We start from the raw sequence: 19,300 nt of genomic DNA on the forward strand, positions 1-19,300 counted from the left end.
CCGCAAGTCCAAATCTGCCGGGAGGGGCATGTTCATGAACACAATTTCCAAAGCAGCCGCCATTGGCGGCGGGGTGATCGGCGCGGGCTGGGTGGCGCGGCTGCTGCTCAACGGCATCGACGTGTCGATCTTCGATCCCGACCCGGAGGCAACCCGCAAAGTCAGCGAGGTGATGAAGGGGGCGCGCCGCGCCTACAAGCAGATGGTGCCCGGCGGGCTGCCCAAAGAAGGCAAGCTGACCTATGCCAAGACAATTGCCGAGGCGGTGGCAGACGCCGATTTCATCCAGGAAAGCGTGCCTGAGCGACTCGATCTCAAGCACAAGGTGCTGGCCGAGATCGACATGCACGCGCCAGCCAATGCGATCATCGGCTCGTCGACCTCGGGCATCAAGCCGTCTGACATGCAGGTGGCGATGAAGAATCACCCTGAAAGACTGGTTGTCGGCCATCCGTTCAACCCGGTCTATCTTCTGCCGATCGTCGAGATTGTCGGCGGTATCAAGACGTTCCCCGAGGCCATCGAGGTCGCCAAGGAGATCTATTCTTCGATCGGCATGAAGCCGGTTGTCATCCGCAAGGAGATCGAGGCCTTTGTCGGCGACCGCCTGCTCGAAGCGGCCTGGCGCGAGGCGCTGTGGCTGATCAAGGACGGAATCTGCTCGGTCGAGGAACTCGACGACATCATGCGCTACGGGTTCGGCCTGCGCTGGGCTCAGATGGGCATGTTCCAGGTCTATCGCATTGCCGGCGGCGAAGCGGGCATGCGCCACTTCATGGCCCAGTTCGGGCCCTGCCTGCAGTGGCCGTGGACCAAGCTGATGGATGTGCCGGAGTTCAACGACGAACTCGTCGACCTGATCGCCGGCCAGTCCGACGACCAATCAAGCAAGTGGTCGATCCGCGAGCTGGAGAAGATCCGCGACGACAATCTTGTCGCGATCATGGATGCGCTGTCGAAGCAGAACAAGGGCAAGGGCTGGGGCGCCGGCGCGCTCTACAAGGACTACACCAAACAGCTCGCCGCCCTGGCCAAGCCGAAGGTCTCGAAGGCCGCCGAAAAGGCCAAGGCGAGCAAGCCGGTTAAGAAGGCTCTGAAAAAGGCTCCGGCCAAGAAGAAGGGCTAAGCCATGCATTTCGGTCTGTCCGAGGAACAGCAACTCATCGTCGACACGACGCGTGCCTTCGTCGAGAACGAGCTCTATCCGCATGAGCAGGAGGTCGAGCGCACGGGTCATCTCCGGCGCGAGCTGATCGAGGACATCAAGGCAAAGGCGATCACGGCTGGGCTTTATGCTGCCAACATGCCGGCGGATGTCGGCGGTGCCGGGCTCGATACGCTGACCTGGCTGCTTTACGAAAAGGAGCTCGGCCGCGCCAACTATGCGTTGCACTGGACCTGCGTGGCGCGCCCGTCCAACATCCTGCTCGCCGGCACGTCGGAGCAGCGCGAGAAGTATCTTTTCCCTTGCATCCGCGGCGAGAAGTCGGACTGTCTAGCCATGACCGAGCCGGGTGCGGGTTCCGACCTGCGCGGCATGAGAGCGACTGCCGTCCAGGATGGCAGCGACTGGGTGCTCAACGGCACCAAGCATTTCATCTCCCACGCCGACATTGCCGATTTCGCCATCGTCTTCATGGCCTCGGGCGAAGAGGACAGTCCGCGTGGAAAACGCAAGAAGATCACCGCGTTCTTCGTCGACAAGGGCACGCCTGGCTTCACCGTGCGCGACGGCTATCGCAACGTCTCGCATCGCGGCTACACCAATTCGGTGCTGGAGTTCGACGACTGCCGCCTGCCGGCGAGCCAGGTCCTTGGCGAGGTGCACAAGGGTTTTGAAGTCGCCAACAGCTGGCTGGGCGCAACGCGCCTGCAGGTCGGCGCCACCTGCCTCGGCCGCGCCGAACGCGCATTGAACCATGCCGTCGAATACGCCGCCCAGCGCCAGCAGTTCGGCCAGCAGATCGGCAAGTTCCAGGGCGTGTCGTTCAAGCTGGCCGACATGGCGACCGAGCTCAAGGCTGCCGAGCTGATGGTGATGGAGGCAGGCTGGAAATACGACCAGGGCACGGTCACCGACCAGGACATGGCGATGGCCAAGCTCAAGGCTACCGAGATGCTGGCATTCGTCGCCGATGAAGCGATCCAGATCCACGGCGGCATGGGCCTTATGGACGACCTGCCGCTGGAGCGCATCTGGCGCGACGCCCGCGTCGAGCGCATCTGGGAAGGCACTTCGGAGATCCAGCGCCACATCATCTCCCGCGCGCTGCTCAGGGCGGTGGGCGGATGATCTCGGGGCTGCGCAGGCGGCAAAAAAGTTTGACCTTGCTCTTCGGGGCAAGGTGGCCCGCAGGGCCGGGTGGGGGTGGAAATGAGTAGCTCGACTTTGACCACCTCCACCCCGAAGCCAGCAGGGCGAACGCGGCTCGAGCGTTTGCTGCGACCGAAGTCGATTGCCGTTTTCGGCGGCTCGCAAGCCGCCGCCGTGGTCAAGCAGTGCCTGAAGATGGGCTTTGCCGGCGACATCTGGCCGGTGCATCCGACAAAGGGTGAGGTCGAGGGCATCAAAACCTTTCGCTCGGTGGCAGAGCTGCCGGCGGCGCCCGACGCCGCCTTCGTTGGCGTCAACCGCTTCCTGACCATCGAGGTGATCGCGCAACTCGCCGCGCGTGGCGCGGGCGGGGCGATCTGCTTTGCCTCGGGCTTCCTCGAGGCCGGCAACGACGATGCCGATGGTGAGCGGCTGCAGACCGAGCTGGTAAAAGCCGCCGGTGCGATGCCCGTCATCGGACCCAATTGCTATGGCCTGATCAACTATGCCGACGGCGCACTGTTGTGGCCCGACCAGCACGGTGGCCAGAGGCTTGCGCCTAATGGGCGCGGCGTTGCCATCATCACGCAATCGTCCAACATCGCCTGCAACCTGACCATGCAGAAGCGAGGCCTGCCGGTTGCCTTCCTGATGACGGCCGGCAACCAGGCGCAGACCGGCCTCTCCGAGATGGCGTTGGGCCTGATCGAGGACGAGCGCGTGTCGTGCCTCGGCCTGCACATCGAGGGTTTCGACACGGTCGACGGCTTCGAGCGGCTGGCTGTGCGCGCACGTGAACTGAACAAGCCGATCGTCGCCATGAAGGTTGGCCGCTCCGAGCAGGCGCGCAAGGCGACGATATCGCACACCGCGTCGCTCGCCGGCTCCGACACCGCGTCGGATGCCTTCCTCAAACGGCTGGGCATCGCCCGTGTCGATACCATCCCGTCACTGCTCGAAACGCTGAAACTGCTGCATGCCTTGGGACCGCTGCCCGGCTTCACGCTGTCGTCGATGAGTTGTTCGGGTGGCGAGGCCTCCGTCATGGCCGACAGTGCCGAGGGCCGGCGGGTGCGTTTCCCGGCGCTTAAGCCTGACCACTATGCGCGGATAAAATCGACGCTCGGCGCTTTTGTGGCGGTCGCCAATCCGCTCGACTACCACACCTTCATCTGGAACGACGAACCGGCGATGACGGCCACTTTCACCGCCATGGCATCTGATAGCTTTGACCTCAACATGCTGGTGCTCGACTTCCCGCGTAACGACCGTTGCTCGGATGCCGACTGGTGGCCGACGGTGCGCGCCTTCGAGGCGGCGCTGAAAGCCAATGGCGCGTCTGGCGCGGTGGTGGCGTCGATGTCGGAGAACCTGACCGAGGAGCACGCCGCCGACCTGTTTGCGCGCGGCATCGTGCCGCTGCAGGGCATAGCGGAGGCGATGGACGCGGCAGAGGCTGCCGCGTTTGTCGGCGAGGCGTGGCGTAGGCCGGTTGCTGCGGCGGTAGGGCGTGGTGCTGATGCATCCCGCTCCGGCGAAAGGCTACAAAGGGGCGACGCCAAGGCGATATTTGACGAAGCCGCCGCCAAGTTCCTGCTGCGCGACGCCGGCCTGGCCGTGCCGAGCGGCCGTCGCGCGGCAAGCGTTGCGGAGGCCATCGCGGCTGCGGAGTCGCTGGGCTATCCGGTTGCGCTCAAGGCGCTCGGCGTGACCCACAAGAGCGAACTCGGTGCCGTCAGGCTCAACCTGCGGACCGGCAAGGAGGTCGGCGCGGCGGCTGCAGCCCTTTTGCTGCTCGGCTCCGGCCTCTATGTCGAAAAGATGGTCTTGGGCGGTGTGGCCGAGTTGATCGTCGGTGTCACCAGCGATCCGCTGTTCGGGCCCGTCATGACCATCGGCAGCGGCGGTGTACTGGTCGAGCTGATGAAAGACAGTGCCACGCTGCTTTTGCCCGCCTCGCGCGGCGAGGTTGCAGCGGCGCTCACGGGGCTGAAGATGTACCCGTTGCTCCAAGGCTATCGCGGCCGCGCCAGGGCTGATGTCGGTGCCGCAATCGATGCGATCATGGCCATATCAGGCTTCGTGTCCCATCATGGCGATGCAATCGAGGAACTCGATATCAATCCGCTGATCGTCTGTGGTGAGGGGCAGGGCGCCTGGATTGCGGATGCGCTGCTGGTGACGGCCTAGAGGGAGAGAAAAAAATGTCCGATGTCGTGAAAACCCGTCGCGAGGGTGCGATCCTCGAAGTCACGCTCGACCGGCCCAAGGCCAATGCCATCGATCTCGCGACGTCACGGCTGCTGGGCGAGACCTTCAAGACCTTTCGCGACGATGACGGCCTGCGCGTCGCCATCGTCAGGACGGCGGGGGAAAAATTCTTCTCGGCCGGGTGGGACCTGAAGGCCGCCGCCAGTGGCGATGCGGTCGACGGCCACTACGGCGTCGGCGGCTTCGGCGGGCTGCAGGAACTGCGTGACCTCAACAAGCCGGTGATTGCCTGCGTCAACGGCATGGCGGTGGGCGGCGGCTTCGAACTGGCGCTGTCCTGCGACCTGATCTACGCGTCCGAGCATTCGAGCTTCGCACTGCCCGAGATCCGTGCGGGCACGCTCGCCGACGCCGCGACCATCAAGCTGCCCAAGCGCATTCCCTACCACGTGGCGATGGACCTTCTGCTCACCGGCCGCTGGATGGACGTCGCTGAGGCGCATCGCTGGGGCCTGGTCAACGAGGTGCTGCCGGCCGACAGGCTCGAGGATCGTGTCTGGGAGATCGCCCGCCTGCTCGCCGGCGGTCCGCCGCTGGTCTTCGCCGCCATCAAGGAGGTGGCGCGCGCGGCCGAGGGCACCTGCTTCCAGGAAACGATGAACCGCATCACCAAGCGGCAATTCCGAACGGTCGACGAACTCTACGCCTCGGAGGACAATCTCGAAGGCTTCAAGGCGTTTGCGGAGAAGCGCGATCCGGTGTGGAAGGGGAAGTAGGGAAGCCTAACGTCATGGTCGAGTCCCGTCATGCCCCCACGAGGCGCGCTCAGGAGTGCTACCGGAGCCTGCGCCAATGACCGACTATACAAAACTCATCGATGCCGAGACCTGGGCCTTCATCGAGCGCACCAACGCCTGTTATCCGCCCGATACCATCGACTACACCATTGTCCAGCAGCGTGAGATCTACGATCGCATGTGCCGGGAGTTCTTCGCCGGCTATCCCGAGGGCGTGTCGGCCGAGACGACGGCAATCACGGCGCCAGCTCACGACGTGCCTATCCGCATCTACCGCCTGGCCGGCAAGGCGCCGGAAGCGGTGGTGCTCTATTTCCATGGCGGCGGCTTCATCCTTGGCGGGCTCGACAGCCATGACGATGTCTGTGCCGAGCTGTGTGGCCGCACCGGCTACGAGGTCGTGTCGATCGACTACCGGCTGGCGCCCGAGCACCGGCATCCGGCCGCTTTCGATGACGCCATGGCAGCCTTCGAATGGGCTACGGCCAAATACAGCCAGCCAATCGTGCTCGCCGGCGACAGCGCCGGCGGCAACATTGCAGCCGCCGTCAGCCAAGCGACGCGCGGCCACAAGCGTCGTCCGGTCGGGCAAGTGTTGGTCTACCCGGGCCTTGGCGGCGATCGCGCACGCGGTTCCTATGTCGTTCACGCCGAGGCGCCGATGCTGACCATGCGCGACCTCGAATTCTACAAGGACATCCGCACCGGTGGCGAGGACCGCACCGGCGACATCACCCTGTCGCCACTGGCCGACGCCGACTTCGCCAATTTGCCGCCGACAGTCGTCGTCACGGCCGAATGCGACCCGCTGTCGTCTGATGGTGAGGCCTATGGCGAACGCATTGTTGCCGCTGGCGGCAAGGCCTTCTGGCACGAGGAGCCGGGATTGGTGCACGGCTATCTGCGCGCTCGCCACACCGTCGGCCGCGCCCGGGCAAGTTTCACGCGCATCGTCGATGCTGTGGCGGCGCTGGGGCGCGGTGAGTGGGTATGGTGATTGGCTTCCTTCTCCCCGTTCACGGGGAGAAGGTGCCGGCAGGCGGATGAGGGGCGGCGCCACTTCCTCAAACGTAGAGCTGCCCTTCACCCAACCGCTGCGCGGCCACCCTCTCCCCGTGAACGGGGAGAGGGAAGGGCCTCCGCTTCAATTCCCAGCGCTTGCCATCCTGCGTCCGCCGATCGCCTTTTCCAGCCAGCCGATCTCCATCTCCGGCACCGACGACAGCAGCAGGTCGGTGTAGGCGTCGAAGGGCGGCTTCAGCACTTCGGATTTCGGCCCGTAGCGGACCACTTCGCCGCGATACATGACGGCGATGGAGTCGGCGATCGACTTCACCGTCGCCAGATCGTGGGTGATGAACAGATAGGCGACGCCTTCCTCGGCCTGTAGCCCGAGCAGCAGCTTGAGGATGCCGTTGGCGACCAGCGGGTCGAGGGCGCTCGTCACCTCGTCGCAGATGATCAGTCTCGGTTTGGCGGCAAGCGCACGGGCGATACAGACGCGTTGTTTCTGGCCGCCGGAGAGCTCGGCCGGGTAGCGATCGATGAAACCGCGCCCCATCTCGATCTTGTCGAGCAGTTCGGCGACCTTGGCATCACGCTCCTTGCCGCCCATGCCGAAATAGAACTCCAGCGGACGGCCGATGATGGTGCCCACGGTTTGGCGTGGGTTCATCGCCACGTCGGCCATCTGGTAGATCATCTGCAACTCGCGCAGGTCGTCGCGGCTGCGGTCGGCGAGACGGTTGCCGAGTGCGCGCCCGGCAAAGGTGATGCTGCCTTCCTCGGGCGGCAAAAGGCCTGTTATGGCGCGCGCCAGGGTCGACTTGCCCGAGCCGGATTCGCCGACGACGGCGAGCGTCTGGCCGGGCAGGATGTCGACCGAGACGTTCTTCAGCACCTTGATCTTGCCGCCGCCATAGGCGGCCGTCACGTTCCTGACCGACAGGAAGGGGGAAGCGCCCGGCTTCTTTTCCTCGTGCGCGATCTCGTGCACCGAGACCAGCGCCGAGGTGTATTCCTGGCGCGGCTCCTTGATGATCTGCTGCGTGCCGCCCCATTCGACCAGCTTGCCGTGGCGCAGCACCATGATCTCGTCCGAGACCTGGGCGACGACGGCAAGGTCGTGGCTGATGTAGAGGGCGGCGACACCGGTGTCGCGGATCGCCTCCTTGATGGCGGCAAGCACGTCGATCTGGGTGGTGACGTCGAGCGCCGTCGTCGGCTCGTCGAAGACGATCAGGTCAGGCTCAGAGCACAGCGCCATGGCGGTCATGACGCGCTGCAACTGGCCGCCCGAGACCTGGTGGGGGAAGCGCTTGCCGATGTTTTCCGGATCGGGAAGGCTGAGCTTCTTGAACAGCGCAACCGCGCGCCGCTCGGCCTCTGCTCGGCTCGACACGCCGTGCAGGATCGAGGCTTCGATCACCTGGTCCATCAGGCGATGCGCCGGGTTGAAGGCCGCCGCCGCCGACTGCGCGACATAACAGACCTCGCGCCCGCGCAAAGCGCGGATGCCTTGCGTGCCGCCCTTTCGGATGTCGCGGCCGTTGAGGATGATCTCGCCGCCGGTGATCTTCACGCCGCCGCGGCCATAAGCCATGGACGACAAGCCGATCGTCGACTTGCCGGCGCCGGATTCGCCGATCAGGCCGAGCACCTTGCCCTTTTCGAGCGTCAGCGACACGTCGTGCACCAGCGTGATGGTGCGTGGCGCTTCGCCAGGCGGATAGACCTTGGCCTCGATCCTGAGGTCGCGGATGTCGAGCAGTGGGCCAGAGCCGTTCGCAGGTGCCTTAGCCATTGCCGCGTCCTCCCTTGAGATCGGTGGTGCGGTTGAGCACCCAGTCGGCGACGAGATTGACCGAGATGGCAAGCGCTGCGATCGCGGCGGCCGGTATCAGAGCTGCCGGGATGCCAAAGACGATGCCGTCCTTGTTTTCCTTGACCATGCCACCCCAGTCGGCATCCGGCGGCTGCACGCCGAGGCCGAGGAAGGACAGTGCCGACAGGAACAACACGGCATAGATGAAGCGCAGACCGAGTTCGGAAATCAGCGGTGACAGCGCGTTGGGCAATATCTCGCGGAAAATGATCCAGCCCTTGCCTTCGCCGCGCAGCTTGGCTGCCTCGACGAAATCCATGACGTTGATGTCGACGGCCACCGCCCGCGACAGGCGGTAGACACGGGTGGCGTCGAGGATGCCCATGACCAGGATCAGCGTCACCAATGTCGATGGCAGCACCGACAGCACGACGAGCGCGAAGATCAGCGTCGGAATTGCCATCAACAGATCGACGAAGCGCGACATGCCCGTGTCGAACCAGCCGCCGACGACGGCCGCGGTGAAGCCGAGGATCGCGCCCAGCGAAAACGACAACGCCGTCGCCATCACGGCGATGAAGATCGTCGTGCGCGCGCCGAAGATCATGCGCGAGAGCAGGTCGCGGCCAAGATTGTCGGTGCCGAGCAGGAACTGCGACGACATCGGGGCCCAGACGTCGCCGACGATCTCGCCCAGGCCGTAAGGTGCGATCAGCGGCGCGAAGATCGCCGCAATCAGGAACAGTGCGGTCAGCACCAGCCCGATCGCGGCGCCAAGGGGAATACGTTTCAGGTCAAGCATGGTGCGCCCCTCACTTCGGATGCCTGAGGCGCGGATTGGCCACGATGGCGGCAATGTCGGCGATGATGTTGAGGCCGATATAGACGGCAGCGAAGATCAGCCCGACTGCCTGCACCACCGGCACGTCGCGCTTGGCGACATGGTCGACCAGGTATTGCCCCATGCCGGGATAGACGAAGATCACCTCGATGACGACGACGCCGACGATGAGGAAGGCGAGGTTGAGCATCACGACGTTGATGACCGGCGCAATCGCATTGGGGAAGGCGTGCTTGCGGATGATCTCGAAGGGCGACAGGCCCTTGAGCTCGGCGGTCTCGATATAAGCCGACTGCATGACGTTGAGGATAGCCGCCCGCGTCATGCGCATCATGTGGGCGAGCACCACCAGCGTGAGTGCGGTCGCCGGCAGGGCGATGGCCTTCATGCGCTCAAGGAACGGCATGCCGTCATAGACGGTGGAGATGCCGGGGAAGATCTGCCACTTCACGGCGAAGAAGTAGACGAGCAGGTAGCCGACGAAAAACTCCGGCAACGAGGTCGAGGCCAGCGCCAGGCCGGAAATGGTCTTGTCGATCCAGCCGTTGCGGTAGCGCACGGCAAGCAGGCCGAGGATGATGGCCAGCGGGATCGACACGATCGCCGCCCAGAAGGCGAGGAACAGCGTATTCCACAGCCGGCCGCCAATGGCGGTGGCAATGTCCTGCCGGCTCGAGAGGGCGGTGCCGAGGTCTCCGGTCAAGACGCCGCCGAGCCAGCGGAAATACCTGACATAGGCGGGCGCGTTGAGGCCGAGTTCCTCGCGCAGATTGGCGAGCGCCTGCGGTGTGGCCGACTGGCCGAGAATGGATTGGGCGACGTCGCCGGGCAGGATCTGGGTGCCGGCGAAGATCAGGACCGAAACGGCCAGAAGCAAGAGAAGGCCCAGCGCAATGCGCTGGGCGATCAGTTTCAGGATCGGATTGGACATGCGCTCAATGCCCTATCAGGCGTTGAGCCAGCACTTGGACAGTGCGTAGCCGCCCATCATCTCCTGGTTGCCGTCATCGACCCAGCCGCCGACTTTGGCGCTGGTGGCGTCGATGAAGTCGTTGAACATCGGCGTGATGACGCCGCCTTCGTCGCGCACGATCTGGCCCATGTCGGCATAGATCTTCTTGCGCTTCTCCGGATCGAGTTCCGAACGCGCGGCAAACAGCATCTTGTCGAAGTCCTCGCGCTGGAAGCGCGTGTCGTTCCACTCGGCCTTCGAATAATAGGCGGTCGAGTACATCTGATCCTGCGTCGGGCGTCCGCCCCAGTAGGAGGCCGAGAAGGGCTGCTTGTTCCAGACTTCCGACCAGTAGCCGTCGCCGGGCTCGCGCTTGACCTCGAGCGTGATGCCGGCCTTGGCGGCGCTCTGCTGGTAGAGTTGGGCGGCGTCGACAGCACCTGGGAAGGCGACGTCGGAGGTGCGCAGCAGCACCGAGCCGGAATGGCCCGACTTCTTGTAGTGGAAGGCGGCCTTGTCGGGATCGAACTTGCGCTGCTCCATTTCGGTGAACAGCGGATAGGCCTTGTTGATCGGCGTGTCGTTGCCGACCGAGCCGTAGCCCATCAGGATCTTCTGCAGCATCTCCTCGCGGTCGAGCGCGTATTTCAGCGCCAGCCGGAGGTCGTTGTTGTCGAAGGGCGCGGTGTTGCAATGAGCGATGAAGACGTAGTGGCCACGGCCGGCGACATTGCGGATGACAACGCCCGGTACGCGCTTGATCAGCTCGACGATCTTCGGCTCGACGCGGTTGATGATGTCGACCTGGCCACCCTGCAATGCAGAGGTGCGAGCCGTGGCATCGTTGATGACGATGATCTCGATCTGGTCGGCAAAGCCGCGGTCGTCGCGCCAGTAGTTGGCGAACTTCTCGCCGCCGAGGCGCACGCCGGCCTCGTTGACGGTGATCTTGTAGGGGCCGGTGCCGATGCCGGCGTCGGGCTTGTCCTTGCCGCCATTGGGCTGGATCATCAAATGGTAGTCGTCGAGCAGGAAGGGCAGGTCGGCGTTGGCGTCCTTCAGTTCGAAGATGACGTTCTGGCCGTCGGCCTTGACCGAGGCGATACCGCCCATCAGGCCGAGCGCGCCGGACTTCGCCTTCTCGTCGGAGTGGCGTTCGATGGTGGCCACGACGTCAGCCGGCGTCATCTCCTGGCCGTTGTGGAACTGCACGCCCTTGCGGATCTTGAAGGTCCAGGTCTTGGCGTCGTCGGACGCGCCCCATTCCTCGGCCAGCGCCGGCTTGGGCTCGCCCTCGGGCGAGATCTGCACCAGCTGCTCGCCCCACTGGCGGCCGAAGAAATAAGGCACCTGGCTCGACCAGGATGCCGGGTCGAGGCTGTCGGTGGCCGCACCACCCTGCATGCCGGCGCGCAGGATGCCGCCTTTCACAGGACCTTCGGCCTTGGCGGCGCTGGCCAGCAACGAGTTGGCGAAGGTTGCCGTGACGCCCAAGGCCGCGGCGCGGCCCAGGAAATCGCGACGGTTCAATTTGCCCGCAGCGACTCGGCGGCTCAGATATTCCAGTTCATTTGACATTGGAAAGGCTCCTCACTCTGGCGGTCGTTATTGCTCGACTTCTGGTGGCAATATTGACCGTAACGTAAGGGCATCGGCAAGGCCGAATGCGACATCGAGTGGCGCATTCGCCATGTCGCATTCGGAACAGTCGTTCTGAACGTCAGATGTGGTCGCGAGCGACGATCTCGCTGAAATTGCGCTCGAAAACCAGAATCTCGCCTTCATAGGCCTCGATGCGGCCGGTGAGATGGAAATTCTCACCGTCCGAACGCATGGTGGTGAAGGTTTCGGTCCTGACCGACCAATTGTCGCGTTTCAGCGTCTGGGTCCAATGGGTCTCGCCATGGGCCGCGAGAGGGTCGGCAGGATCGATGCTCCAGGACTCGCGGGCGACCTCACCGACCGCCAGTCCATGGTCGAGATCGCGGGTCTCGCCGAAGTCGTCGACGATGCGAAGAGTGACCTTGCCGTCCGCGCGTTCGACCTTGCGGAGGTGGCTGTCCTCGCGCAGTGTTTCGATCTGCCAGGGGGTGGCGCCCTCCGGTTCCTGGAACGTCCATTCGTCGCCTTTGCCCGAGGCCCGCACCGGCAGCTCGATCGCGCCACCGTGGATCGTCAGCGTCACCTCTTCCGGCGATGGCCAGACCAGCGGCCAGTAGGTCGAGGATATGGAGACGCGCAGCCGGTTACCTGCAGCGACGCGGTAGGCGATGTCGTCGAGCTTGAATGCGATCTCCATCGTCTCGCCTGACACCACGTCCTCGGGGAACTCATGGCTGTTGCGCTGGCAGAGGTTGAGCACGCCATAGGTGACACGCGTCGAGGCACCGTCGGGCTGGACGTCGCACAGGCGCACCGCCACCATCGCACGCCGGCGGTCGGCGGCTAGCTTCAGCCGGATGACCGGGCTGCCGACGATGTCGAGCGGTGCCTCGAGTGCGGCACCGTCGAAGCAGGCCGACTTGGCGTCGTCGGCGCGCTGGTCTCCCGGCAGTTCCGGCCCGAGCCAGATGGCGCAGTATTCGCCACCATCCATGCCGCAATCCTGCGGCGAGTTGATCGACACCGGCGCCTCCAGCTCGACGCCCTCGGCCAACATGCCGTTGGTGCCGAGCGCCAGGGTCCTGGTCGCGATCTCTGGCGAAGGCCATTGCCGCTCGGCGATCCAGCGGCCCTGGCGCTCCAGATACCACTCGCGCGGTGGCTCGGACTCCATGAGGTAGAGCCGCATCGCCGGATCGTCTTCGACGCCGGTCTCCCTGCCCTTCAACCAGTGGTCCCACCAGCGCAAAGCCTCTTGCAGGAAGCCGATGGCCGGCTTCGGCACGGCGAAATGCGGATATTTGTGCACCCATGGCCCGGCGATGCCCTTGACCGGCGCCTTGAGGTTGCTGACCAGGCGCGAGACGGTGTTCTTGTAGGAGTCGCCCCAGCCGCCGATGGCGAGCACGGCGGCCTTGATGGCCGAGTAGTCCTCGTTGACCGAGCCGCGCTTCCAGTAGGCGTCGCGACGTTGGTGGTTCAGCCAGTGTGCGGGCAGGAAGGGCTCATGCTCCAGCCGGTCTAGCCACATATCGCGCCACTTTTCACCGACCAGCGCCGGATCCGGCGGCCTGGAGGAGTAGGACAGCATGGTTGCGCCCCAGCCCATGTTCTCGTTCAACAGCAGGCCGCCCTTGTAGTGGATGTCGTCGGCGTAGCGATCGTCGGTCGAGCACAGCGTGATGATCGCCTTCAGCGCCTTGGGCTGGAGGGCCGCCACCTGCAGGCCGTTGAAGCCGCCCCAGGAGATGCCCATCATCCCGACCTTGCCGTTGCACCAGGGCTGGCTTGCTGCCCAGGCGATGACGTCGCAGGCGTCCTGCCACTCCTGGTCGGAGTATTCGTCGTCCATCAAGCCTTCGGAATCGCCGTTGCCGCGCATGTCGACGCGGATCGAGGCATAGCCGTGGCCGGCGAAATAGGGATGGGTCAGGCAATCACGCGTCGTCGTGCCGTCGCGCTTGCGGTAGGGCAGGTGCTCGAGGATGGCGGGCACCGGGTCCTGGTCGGCATCGGCCGGCATCCACAGCCGCGCCGACAGCCTGACACCGTCGGGCATGACGATGCCCATGTCGGGAAACTCGACGATGTCGCGCGGAAATTCGGTGATGGTCTTCATGCTTGGCTCCCTGCGACGTCGCTACGGCGCTGCGCGTTCTGCGACGCGCAAAGGAACGCTGTAGCGCTTAAGTCTGTGCATGATCCTTGGCCGAAAATCGACCTCGATTTTCGGGGTCATGCACTCGGCAGGGTGCCAAACGCAAGGGGTGTTGCATGAGCCAGAGAGCGGATGTCTCTGGCCTGTCCGCGTCAGTTCAGCGGGATGTCGTTGTCGGCCTTGCTCTCCTGGTAGGTCTCCGACATCTCGTCGTAGCGCTTGGAGATTGTTGCGACGCGCTCCTCCAGCCGCTTGCGGTCGGCCTCGGGTAGCTCGCGCACCAGCTTGCGCAGCGAAAAGCTCTTCCAGTAGGCGTTTTCGGCGTTGTAGCCGCCTGGTTCCAGGGTGAAGACCTCTTTCAGGATCTTGAGGTCATGCGGGATGGCGAAGCTGTCGCGCGAATCCTCGTGGCTGAAGAGATAGTAGAAATTGTCGAAGCCTGCCCAGGTGATGGCCGACAGGCACAGCGAGCAGGGTTCGTGGGTCGACAGGAAGATCAGATCCTTGGTCTCGGGGCGGGTTGCCTTGGGCATCTCGTAGAAGCGCTTCAGGCAATGCATCTCGCCATGCCAGAGGGGATTCTCGAGTTCGTTGTTGGTCTCGGCGAGGATGAGCGAGCGATCGTCCTTGGCAAGCAGTGCCGCGCCGAACAGCTTGTTGCCCTTCGTCACGCCTTCGGCGGTCTTGGGCACGATGTCGTATTCGATGACGTCGAAGAGGCGTTCGATGAGGGAGAGTTCGGCCATGTGTCAGAAGCCTTCCGGAAGGGTGATTTCGTAAGGGTGTGAGAAATGGAACTCTTCGAGATTGGGGCCCGTGCCGCCGCGGTCGACGACGACGAAGTCCTGGCTTTCACCGATCGGCGTCAGCACGCCGTGCCAGAGATTGCTGGGATAGTTGACGCCCTGGCCGGGTGCGGTGATGAAGGCGTGCGGCTCACCCGGGCCGTCGCCGACGTCGTGGCAGACGACGACGAGGTAGGGGCGCGGGGTGAGCGGGATGAACGCCTGGCTGCCGAACGGGTGGCGCTCGACCATGGAAAGCTTCAAGGGAAATGCGTAGGGCGTTCCCTTGAAGATGTTGATGATGACGTGGCCGTCCGGACCGGCGGCCTCGGCGCGGGCGAGCGCATGGTAGCGCTCGCATTTGCCTGAATTGATCGGGTAGTGTGTGTCGCAGTTGGTGTCGATCACCTCGCCGAACTCGGCGAAGTTCTCCCGCGTCAGCGGCTTGGCGACGATCCGCTTCATCTCACCCGACATGGCTTTGGTCCTTAGCGGCGGCGCGTGGCGTTAAAGGCGCCGAGCTGCATGTGGCGGTTGACGTCCTTGTAGAGCAGGTAGCGGAACTTGCCAGGGCCACCGGCATAACAGGCTTGCGGACAGAAGGCGCGCAGCCACATGAAGTCGCCGGCCTCGACCTCGACCCAGTCGTTGTTCAGCCGGTAGACCGCCTTGCCCTCGAGCACGTAGAGGCCGTGCTCCATGACATGGGTTTCGGGGAAGGGAATGATGCCGCCCGGCTCGAAGGTGACCACAGTGACATGCATGTCGTGGCGCAGGTCGTTGGGGTCGACGAAGCGTGTGGTCGCCCAGGCGCCGTTGGTGTCGGGCATCGGGTTGGGCGCGATGTCGTTTTCGTTGAGGAACAGTGGATCGGGCGTGTCGAGGCCGTCGACATACTCATAGGCTTTGCGGATCCAGTGGAACCGCGTGGTTTCCGAACCGGTGTTACGCATCGTCCACTCGCTCGCCGGCGGCAAATAGGCATAGCCGCCCGGCGTCAGCACATGGCTCTTGCCCGCAATCGTGACCGTCACTTCGCCTTCGACGACGAAGAACACGCCCTCGGCGCCCGCGTCCGGCTCCGGCCTATCGCTGCCGCCACCAGGCTGCACTTCCATGATGTATTGCGAGAAGGTCTCGGCGAAGCCCGACAGCGGGCGGGCGATCACCCACGCGCGCGCCTTGTCCCAGTGCGGCAGGAAGCTGGTGACGATGTCCGAAAACTCGCGCTTCGGGATCACTGCATAGGCTTCGGTGAAGACGGCGCGATCGGTGATCAGATCCGTCTGGGGAGGCAGGCCGCCTTTCGGCGCGTAGTAGGAGCGTTTTGTCATGGTTTCTGACGGGGGTCTCAGCGGGGAAGGAGGTCGTGAAGTCGATACCAGGCGATACGTTCCACCTGCTTGCAGGCAGTCAGGAATTCCTGGTCGCGGTTGTTGGCGATGCGGGTCTCGAATGCCTTGAGGATGCTTGCCTTGTCATTGTCGCGCACGGCGATGATGAAGGGGAAGCCGAACTTCTCGACATAGGTGGTGTTGAGCTCGGTGAAGCGGGCGCGCTCGGCGTCGGTCAGCGCGTCGAGACCGGCGGAGGCCTGCTCCTTCGTCGACTCCTCGGTCAGGCGCTTGGCCTGGGCCAACTTGCCGGCAAGGTCGGGGTGGGCGGTCAAAACACCGAGCCGCTCCGACTCACTCGCCGAGCGGAAGGCGCGGGAGAGTGCGTTGTGCAGGCCGCCGGCGCTGTCGTGCGCCGGACCGAGCTCGAATTCGAAAGCGCGCTCGGCGATCCAGGGCGAATGCTCGAAGATCGAGCCGAAGCGCTGGACGAACTCATCGCGGCCCATGCGCGAGGGACGCAGCGCCTGTGGCTGGTAGGGGTGGGTGTCGCGCCAGTGCTGGGCGATGTCCTGGCGGCGGGCCAGCCAGACCTTGTCGTGACCCTGTACATATTCGATGAAACGGCGCAGCGCCTCGGCGCGGCCGGGGCGGCCGACGAGGCGGCAGTGCAGACCGATACTCATCATGCGCGGTCGGCCAGCGGCACCCTCGCGATAGAGCGTGTCGAAGCTGTCCTTGAGATAGGCGTAGAACTGGTCGCCCGAATTGAAGCCTTGGGCTGTGGCAAAACGCATGTCGTTGGCGTCGAGCGTGTAGGGGATGACCAGTTGCGGTGAAATCGCGTTGCCGTGGCCGTCATGGTCGAGCCAGTAGGGCAGCTCGTCGTCATAGGTGTCGGAAATCCACTCGAAGCCGCCTTCGGCAGCGGCGAGCCGCACCGAATAGACCGAGGTGCGGCCGAGATAGAGGCCCTTGGGGCGTTCGCCGACCACTTCGGTGTGCAGGCGTATAGCTTCGATCAGGTCGGCGCGTTCGTCGGCTTCCGCATGATCGCGGTAGTCGATCCAGCGCAGGCCGTGAGAGGCAATTTCCCAGTCGGCATCCTGCATCGCCGCGACATGGTCGGGCGAACGTGCAAGGGCTGTCGCCACGCCATAGACGGTGACAGGAACATTGGCTTCGGTGAATATGCGGTGGAGCCGCCAGAAGCCGGCGCGGGCACCGTATTCGTAGATCGATTCCATGTTCCAGTGGCGCTTGCCCGGCCATTGTGCCGCGCCGACCACCTCAGACAGGAACGCTTCCGAAGCGGCGTCGCCATGCAGGATGTTGTTTTCGCCGCCCTCTTCGTAGTTGACCACGAACTGCACGCAAACATTCGCGTCGCCAGGCCATTGCGGGTGGGGTGGGTTTGCGCCGTAGCCGCGCATATCTCTTACGTAACGCATGTTCCCTCAAAACCGGATTCTTGCCGGGCACTTGAGCAGAATAACGAAAGGTGCGTCAGACATTCCCTCGAAAAATTTTGAAAGTCTTTTTGTAGTGCTCTGCTCGACCGCACCTTATGCAATGGCCTTAAATGGCGCAAAATCCATGACGATGGCGTTCAGCGCCAATAGGGAGAGCGAATGACAAAGGCCGAAGGCGGACGCCTCACAACCCATGTCCTTGATACTGCGACCGGAAAGCCTGCCGAAGGCCTGGTGGTTTCGCTGTTCCGGATCGACGGCGACGCACGCACGCTGCTGAAGACGGTCGCGACCAATTCCGACGGACGCTGCGATGCGCCGCTTCTGGCCGGCGACGAGTTCCGGGCCGGGGAGTACGAGTTGATCTTCGCTGCCGGCGATTATCTCCGTGGCCTGGGCACCGAGCTGCCGAAGCCGGCTTTCCTCGACATCGTGCCGATCCGCTTTGGCATGGCCGAGCCGACGCATTATCATGTGCCGCTGCTGATTTCCCCCTTCGGCTATTCCACCTATCGGGGCAGTTGAGCCATGACGATGGTCAAGACACGCAATCACATCCGCTTCATCCTCAATGGCGAGGACATCAAGCTTTCCGACGTCGCTCCAGACGCTACACTGCTCGACTATCTCCGCCTGCAGCGTTCGCTGCGCGGCACCAAGGAGGGCTGCGCCGAAGGCGACTGCGGCGCCTGCACGGTGCTGGTCGGCCGGCTCTCCGGCGGCAAGCTCACCTATGAAAGCGTCAATGCCTGCATTCGCTTCATGGGCTCGCTCGACGGCTGCCATGTCGTGACTGTCGAACATCTCGCCGGCGGCGGCGACCGGCTGCACCCCGTTCAGCAGGCGATGGTCGATTTCCACGGCTCGCAATGCGGGTTCTGCACGCCTGGCTTCGTCATGTCGCTCTATGGCCTGTGGATGAAATCGCCGGAGCCTTCCGACGCCGAGATCGAGAAGTCGCTGCAGGGCAATCTCTGCCGCTGCACCGGCTACGAGGCGATCATGCGCGCAGCACGCGCCATTTCCGACTATGGCAAGGTCGCCAAGGATCCGCTGCTGGTCGAGCGCAAGGCGATCACCGCACGGCTCGAAGCCTTCCGTGACGGCGTACGCGTCGAGGTCGGGGAAGGCAAGGACCGCTTCGTCATCCCGGCAACTGTCGACGATCTCGCCGCCGTGCTCGAAGCAGAGCCGACAGCGACCGTGGTCGCCGGCTCGACCGATGTCGGCCTCTGGGTCACCAAGCATATGCGCAAGATCGCGCCCGTCGTCTTCATCGCCAACATCGAGGGCCTGCAGGGCCTGTCACATGACAGGGGCGTCATCACGATCGGCGCCGGCGTCACCTATACCGAAGCCTTCGAGACGCTGTCGAAGCACATTCCGGCGCTTGGCCCGCTGATCGACCGCATCGGCGGCGAGCAGGTGCGCAACATGGGCACCATTGGCGGCAACATCGCCAATGGCTCGCCGATCGGCGACACGCCGCCGCCCTTGATCGCGTTGGGCGCGACGCTCACGCTGCGCAAGGGCAAGACACGGCGGACGATTTCGCTGCAGGACTTCTTCATCGCCTATGGCAAGCAGGACCGCGCGCCGGGCGAGTTCGTCGAGGCCGTGCATGTGCCGGTGCCGTCGAAGGGCGTCCATTTCGCCGTCCACAAGATCACCAAGCGCCGGGACGAGGACATCACCGCAACACTCGGCGCCTTCTGGCTGAGCCTTGCCAAGGATGGCACCGTCGCCGAAGCCCGCATCGCCTATGGCGGCATGGCGGCGACCCCGAAGCGCGCCAGCGCGGTCGAAGCGGCCCTGGTCGGCCAGCCCTGGACCGAAGCAACGGTGGAGGCAGCTATGGCCAAATACGCCGAGGACTTCACGCCGCTGACCGACATGCGCGCCACCGCCGAATACCGCGCGCTGGCGGCGAGGAACCTGCTGTTGCGTTTCTACATGGAGACGACAGACACCAAGGCGCCGTTGACGGTGTCGAGATACGAGGCTGCGTGA

Annotated in this window: 16 protein-coding genes; 7 read left to right on the forward strand and 9 right to left on the reverse strand. The window is 64.2% G+C overall.

Going from position 1 to position 19,300, the window contains the following annotated elements; translation table 11 throughout:
- Positions 1–34: 34 nt before the first annotated feature.
- The 5 genes from HNQ95_RS21945 (at position 35) to HNQ95_RS21965 (ending at position 6,319) form a co-directional block, all read left to right on the forward strand.
- Positions 35–1,126 carry a carnitine 3-dehydrogenase gene (locus tag HNQ95_RS21945; protein ID WP_182575220.1) on the forward strand — a complete coding sequence of 364 codons (1,092 nt, stop codon included), beginning with the start codon at positions 35–37 and terminating at the stop codon, positions 1,124–1,126.
- Positions 1,127–1,129: 3 nt separating this feature from the next.
- On the forward strand, positions 1,130–2,293 hold the full coding sequence (locus HNQ95_RS21950; protein ID WP_182575219.1) for an acyl-CoA dehydrogenase family protein: 1,164 nt from the start codon (positions 1,130–1,132) through the stop codon (positions 2,291–2,293).
- Positions 2,294–2,374: 81 nt separating this feature from the next.
- On the forward strand, positions 2,375–4,504 hold the full coding sequence (locus HNQ95_RS21955; protein WP_182575218.1) for an acetate--CoA ligase family protein: 2,130 nt from the start codon (positions 2,375–2,377) through the stop codon (positions 4,502–4,504).
- A 14-nt stretch (positions 4,505–4,518) separates the two neighbouring features.
- A complete protein-coding gene (locus HNQ95_RS21960; protein WP_182575217.1) occupies positions 4,519–5,301 on the forward strand; it encodes a carnitinyl-CoA dehydratase in 783 nt (260 codons plus the stop codon).
- A gap of 76 nt (positions 5,302–5,377) precedes the next feature.
- On the forward strand, positions 5,378–6,319 hold the full coding sequence (locus HNQ95_RS21965; protein ID WP_182575216.1) for an alpha/beta hydrolase: 942 nt from the start codon (positions 5,378–5,380) through the stop codon (positions 6,317–6,319).
- A 147-nt stretch (positions 6,320–6,466) separates the two neighbouring features.
- Here HNQ95_RS21965 and HNQ95_RS21970 read toward each other — a convergent pair whose 3' ends face one another.
- The 9 genes from HNQ95_RS21970 to puuE all read right to left on the reverse strand — a co-directional run bounded on the left by HNQ95_RS21970 (position 6,467) and on the right by puuE (position 17,269).
- Entirely contained in the window at positions 6,467–8,125 is a 1,659-nt protein-coding gene (locus HNQ95_RS21970) for an ABC transporter ATP-binding protein (RefSeq protein WP_067958010.1), read from the reverse strand.
- Positions 8,118–8,948 (reverse strand): ABC transporter permease, encoded by an 831-nt coding sequence (locus HNQ95_RS21975; RefSeq protein WP_067958014.1) that lies wholly within the window; start codon positions 8,946–8,948, stop codon positions 8,118–8,120. The genes HNQ95_RS21970 and HNQ95_RS21975 overlap by 8 nt, the downstream gene beginning before the upstream one ends.
- Before the next feature lie 10 nt (positions 8,949–8,958).
- A complete protein-coding gene (locus HNQ95_RS21980; protein WP_067958016.1) occupies positions 8,959–9,918 on the reverse strand; it encodes an ABC transporter permease in 960 nt (319 codons plus the stop codon).
- Positions 9,919–9,933: 15 nt separating this feature from the next.
- Complete coding sequence (locus HNQ95_RS21985; protein WP_067958019.1) at positions 9,934–11,517, reverse strand: ABC transporter substrate-binding protein; 1,584 nt, start codon at positions 11,515–11,517, stop codon at positions 9,934–9,936.
- A 142-nt stretch (positions 11,518–11,659) separates the two neighbouring features.
- A complete protein-coding gene (locus tag HNQ95_RS21990; protein ID WP_182575215.1) occupies positions 11,660–13,660 on the reverse strand; it encodes a CocE/NonD family hydrolase in 2,001 nt (666 codons plus the stop codon).
- A gap of 191 nt (positions 13,661–13,851) precedes the next feature.
- A complete protein-coding gene (locus HNQ95_RS21995) occupies positions 13,852–14,445 on the reverse strand; it encodes a nucleoside deaminase (RefSeq protein WP_067958024.1) in 594 nt (197 codons plus the stop codon).
- A 3-nt stretch (positions 14,446–14,448) separates the two neighbouring features.
- Entirely contained in the window at positions 14,449–14,949 is a 501-nt protein-coding gene (locus HNQ95_RS22000) for an ureidoglycolate lyase (protein WP_067966167.1), read from the reverse strand.
- A 23-nt stretch (positions 14,950–14,972) separates the two neighbouring features.
- Positions 14,973–15,818: a bifunctional allantoicase/(S)-ureidoglycine aminohydrolase gene (locus HNQ95_RS22005; protein ID WP_067958025.1), complete on the reverse strand. Its 846-nt coding sequence runs from the start codon at positions 15,816–15,818 to the stop codon at positions 14,973–14,975.
- 17 nt (positions 15,819–15,835) lie between these two features.
- Positions 15,836–17,269 (reverse strand): allantoinase PuuE, encoded by a 1,434-nt coding sequence (gene puuE, locus HNQ95_RS22010; RefSeq protein WP_067958028.1) that lies wholly within the window; start codon positions 17,267–17,269, stop codon positions 15,836–15,838.
- A 180-nt stretch (positions 17,270–17,449) separates the two neighbouring features.
- Here puuE and uraH point away from each other — a divergent pair, with 180 nt between their 5' ends.
- Positions 17,450–17,815, forward strand: a complete 366-nt coding sequence (gene uraH, locus HNQ95_RS22015) for a hydroxyisourate hydrolase (RefSeq protein ID WP_067958031.1) — start codon at positions 17,450–17,452, stop codon at positions 17,813–17,815.
- A gap of 3 nt (positions 17,816–17,818) precedes the next feature.
- Complete coding sequence (gene xdhA, locus HNQ95_RS22020) at positions 17,819–19,300, forward strand: xanthine dehydrogenase small subunit (protein ID WP_067958035.1); 1,482 nt, start codon at positions 17,819–17,821, stop codon at positions 19,298–19,300.

Source organism: Aminobacter ciceronei, from assembly GCF_014138625.1.
GTDB classification, from domain to species: Bacteria; Pseudomonadota; Alphaproteobacteria; order Rhizobiales; family Rhizobiaceae; genus Aminobacter; species Aminobacter ciceronei.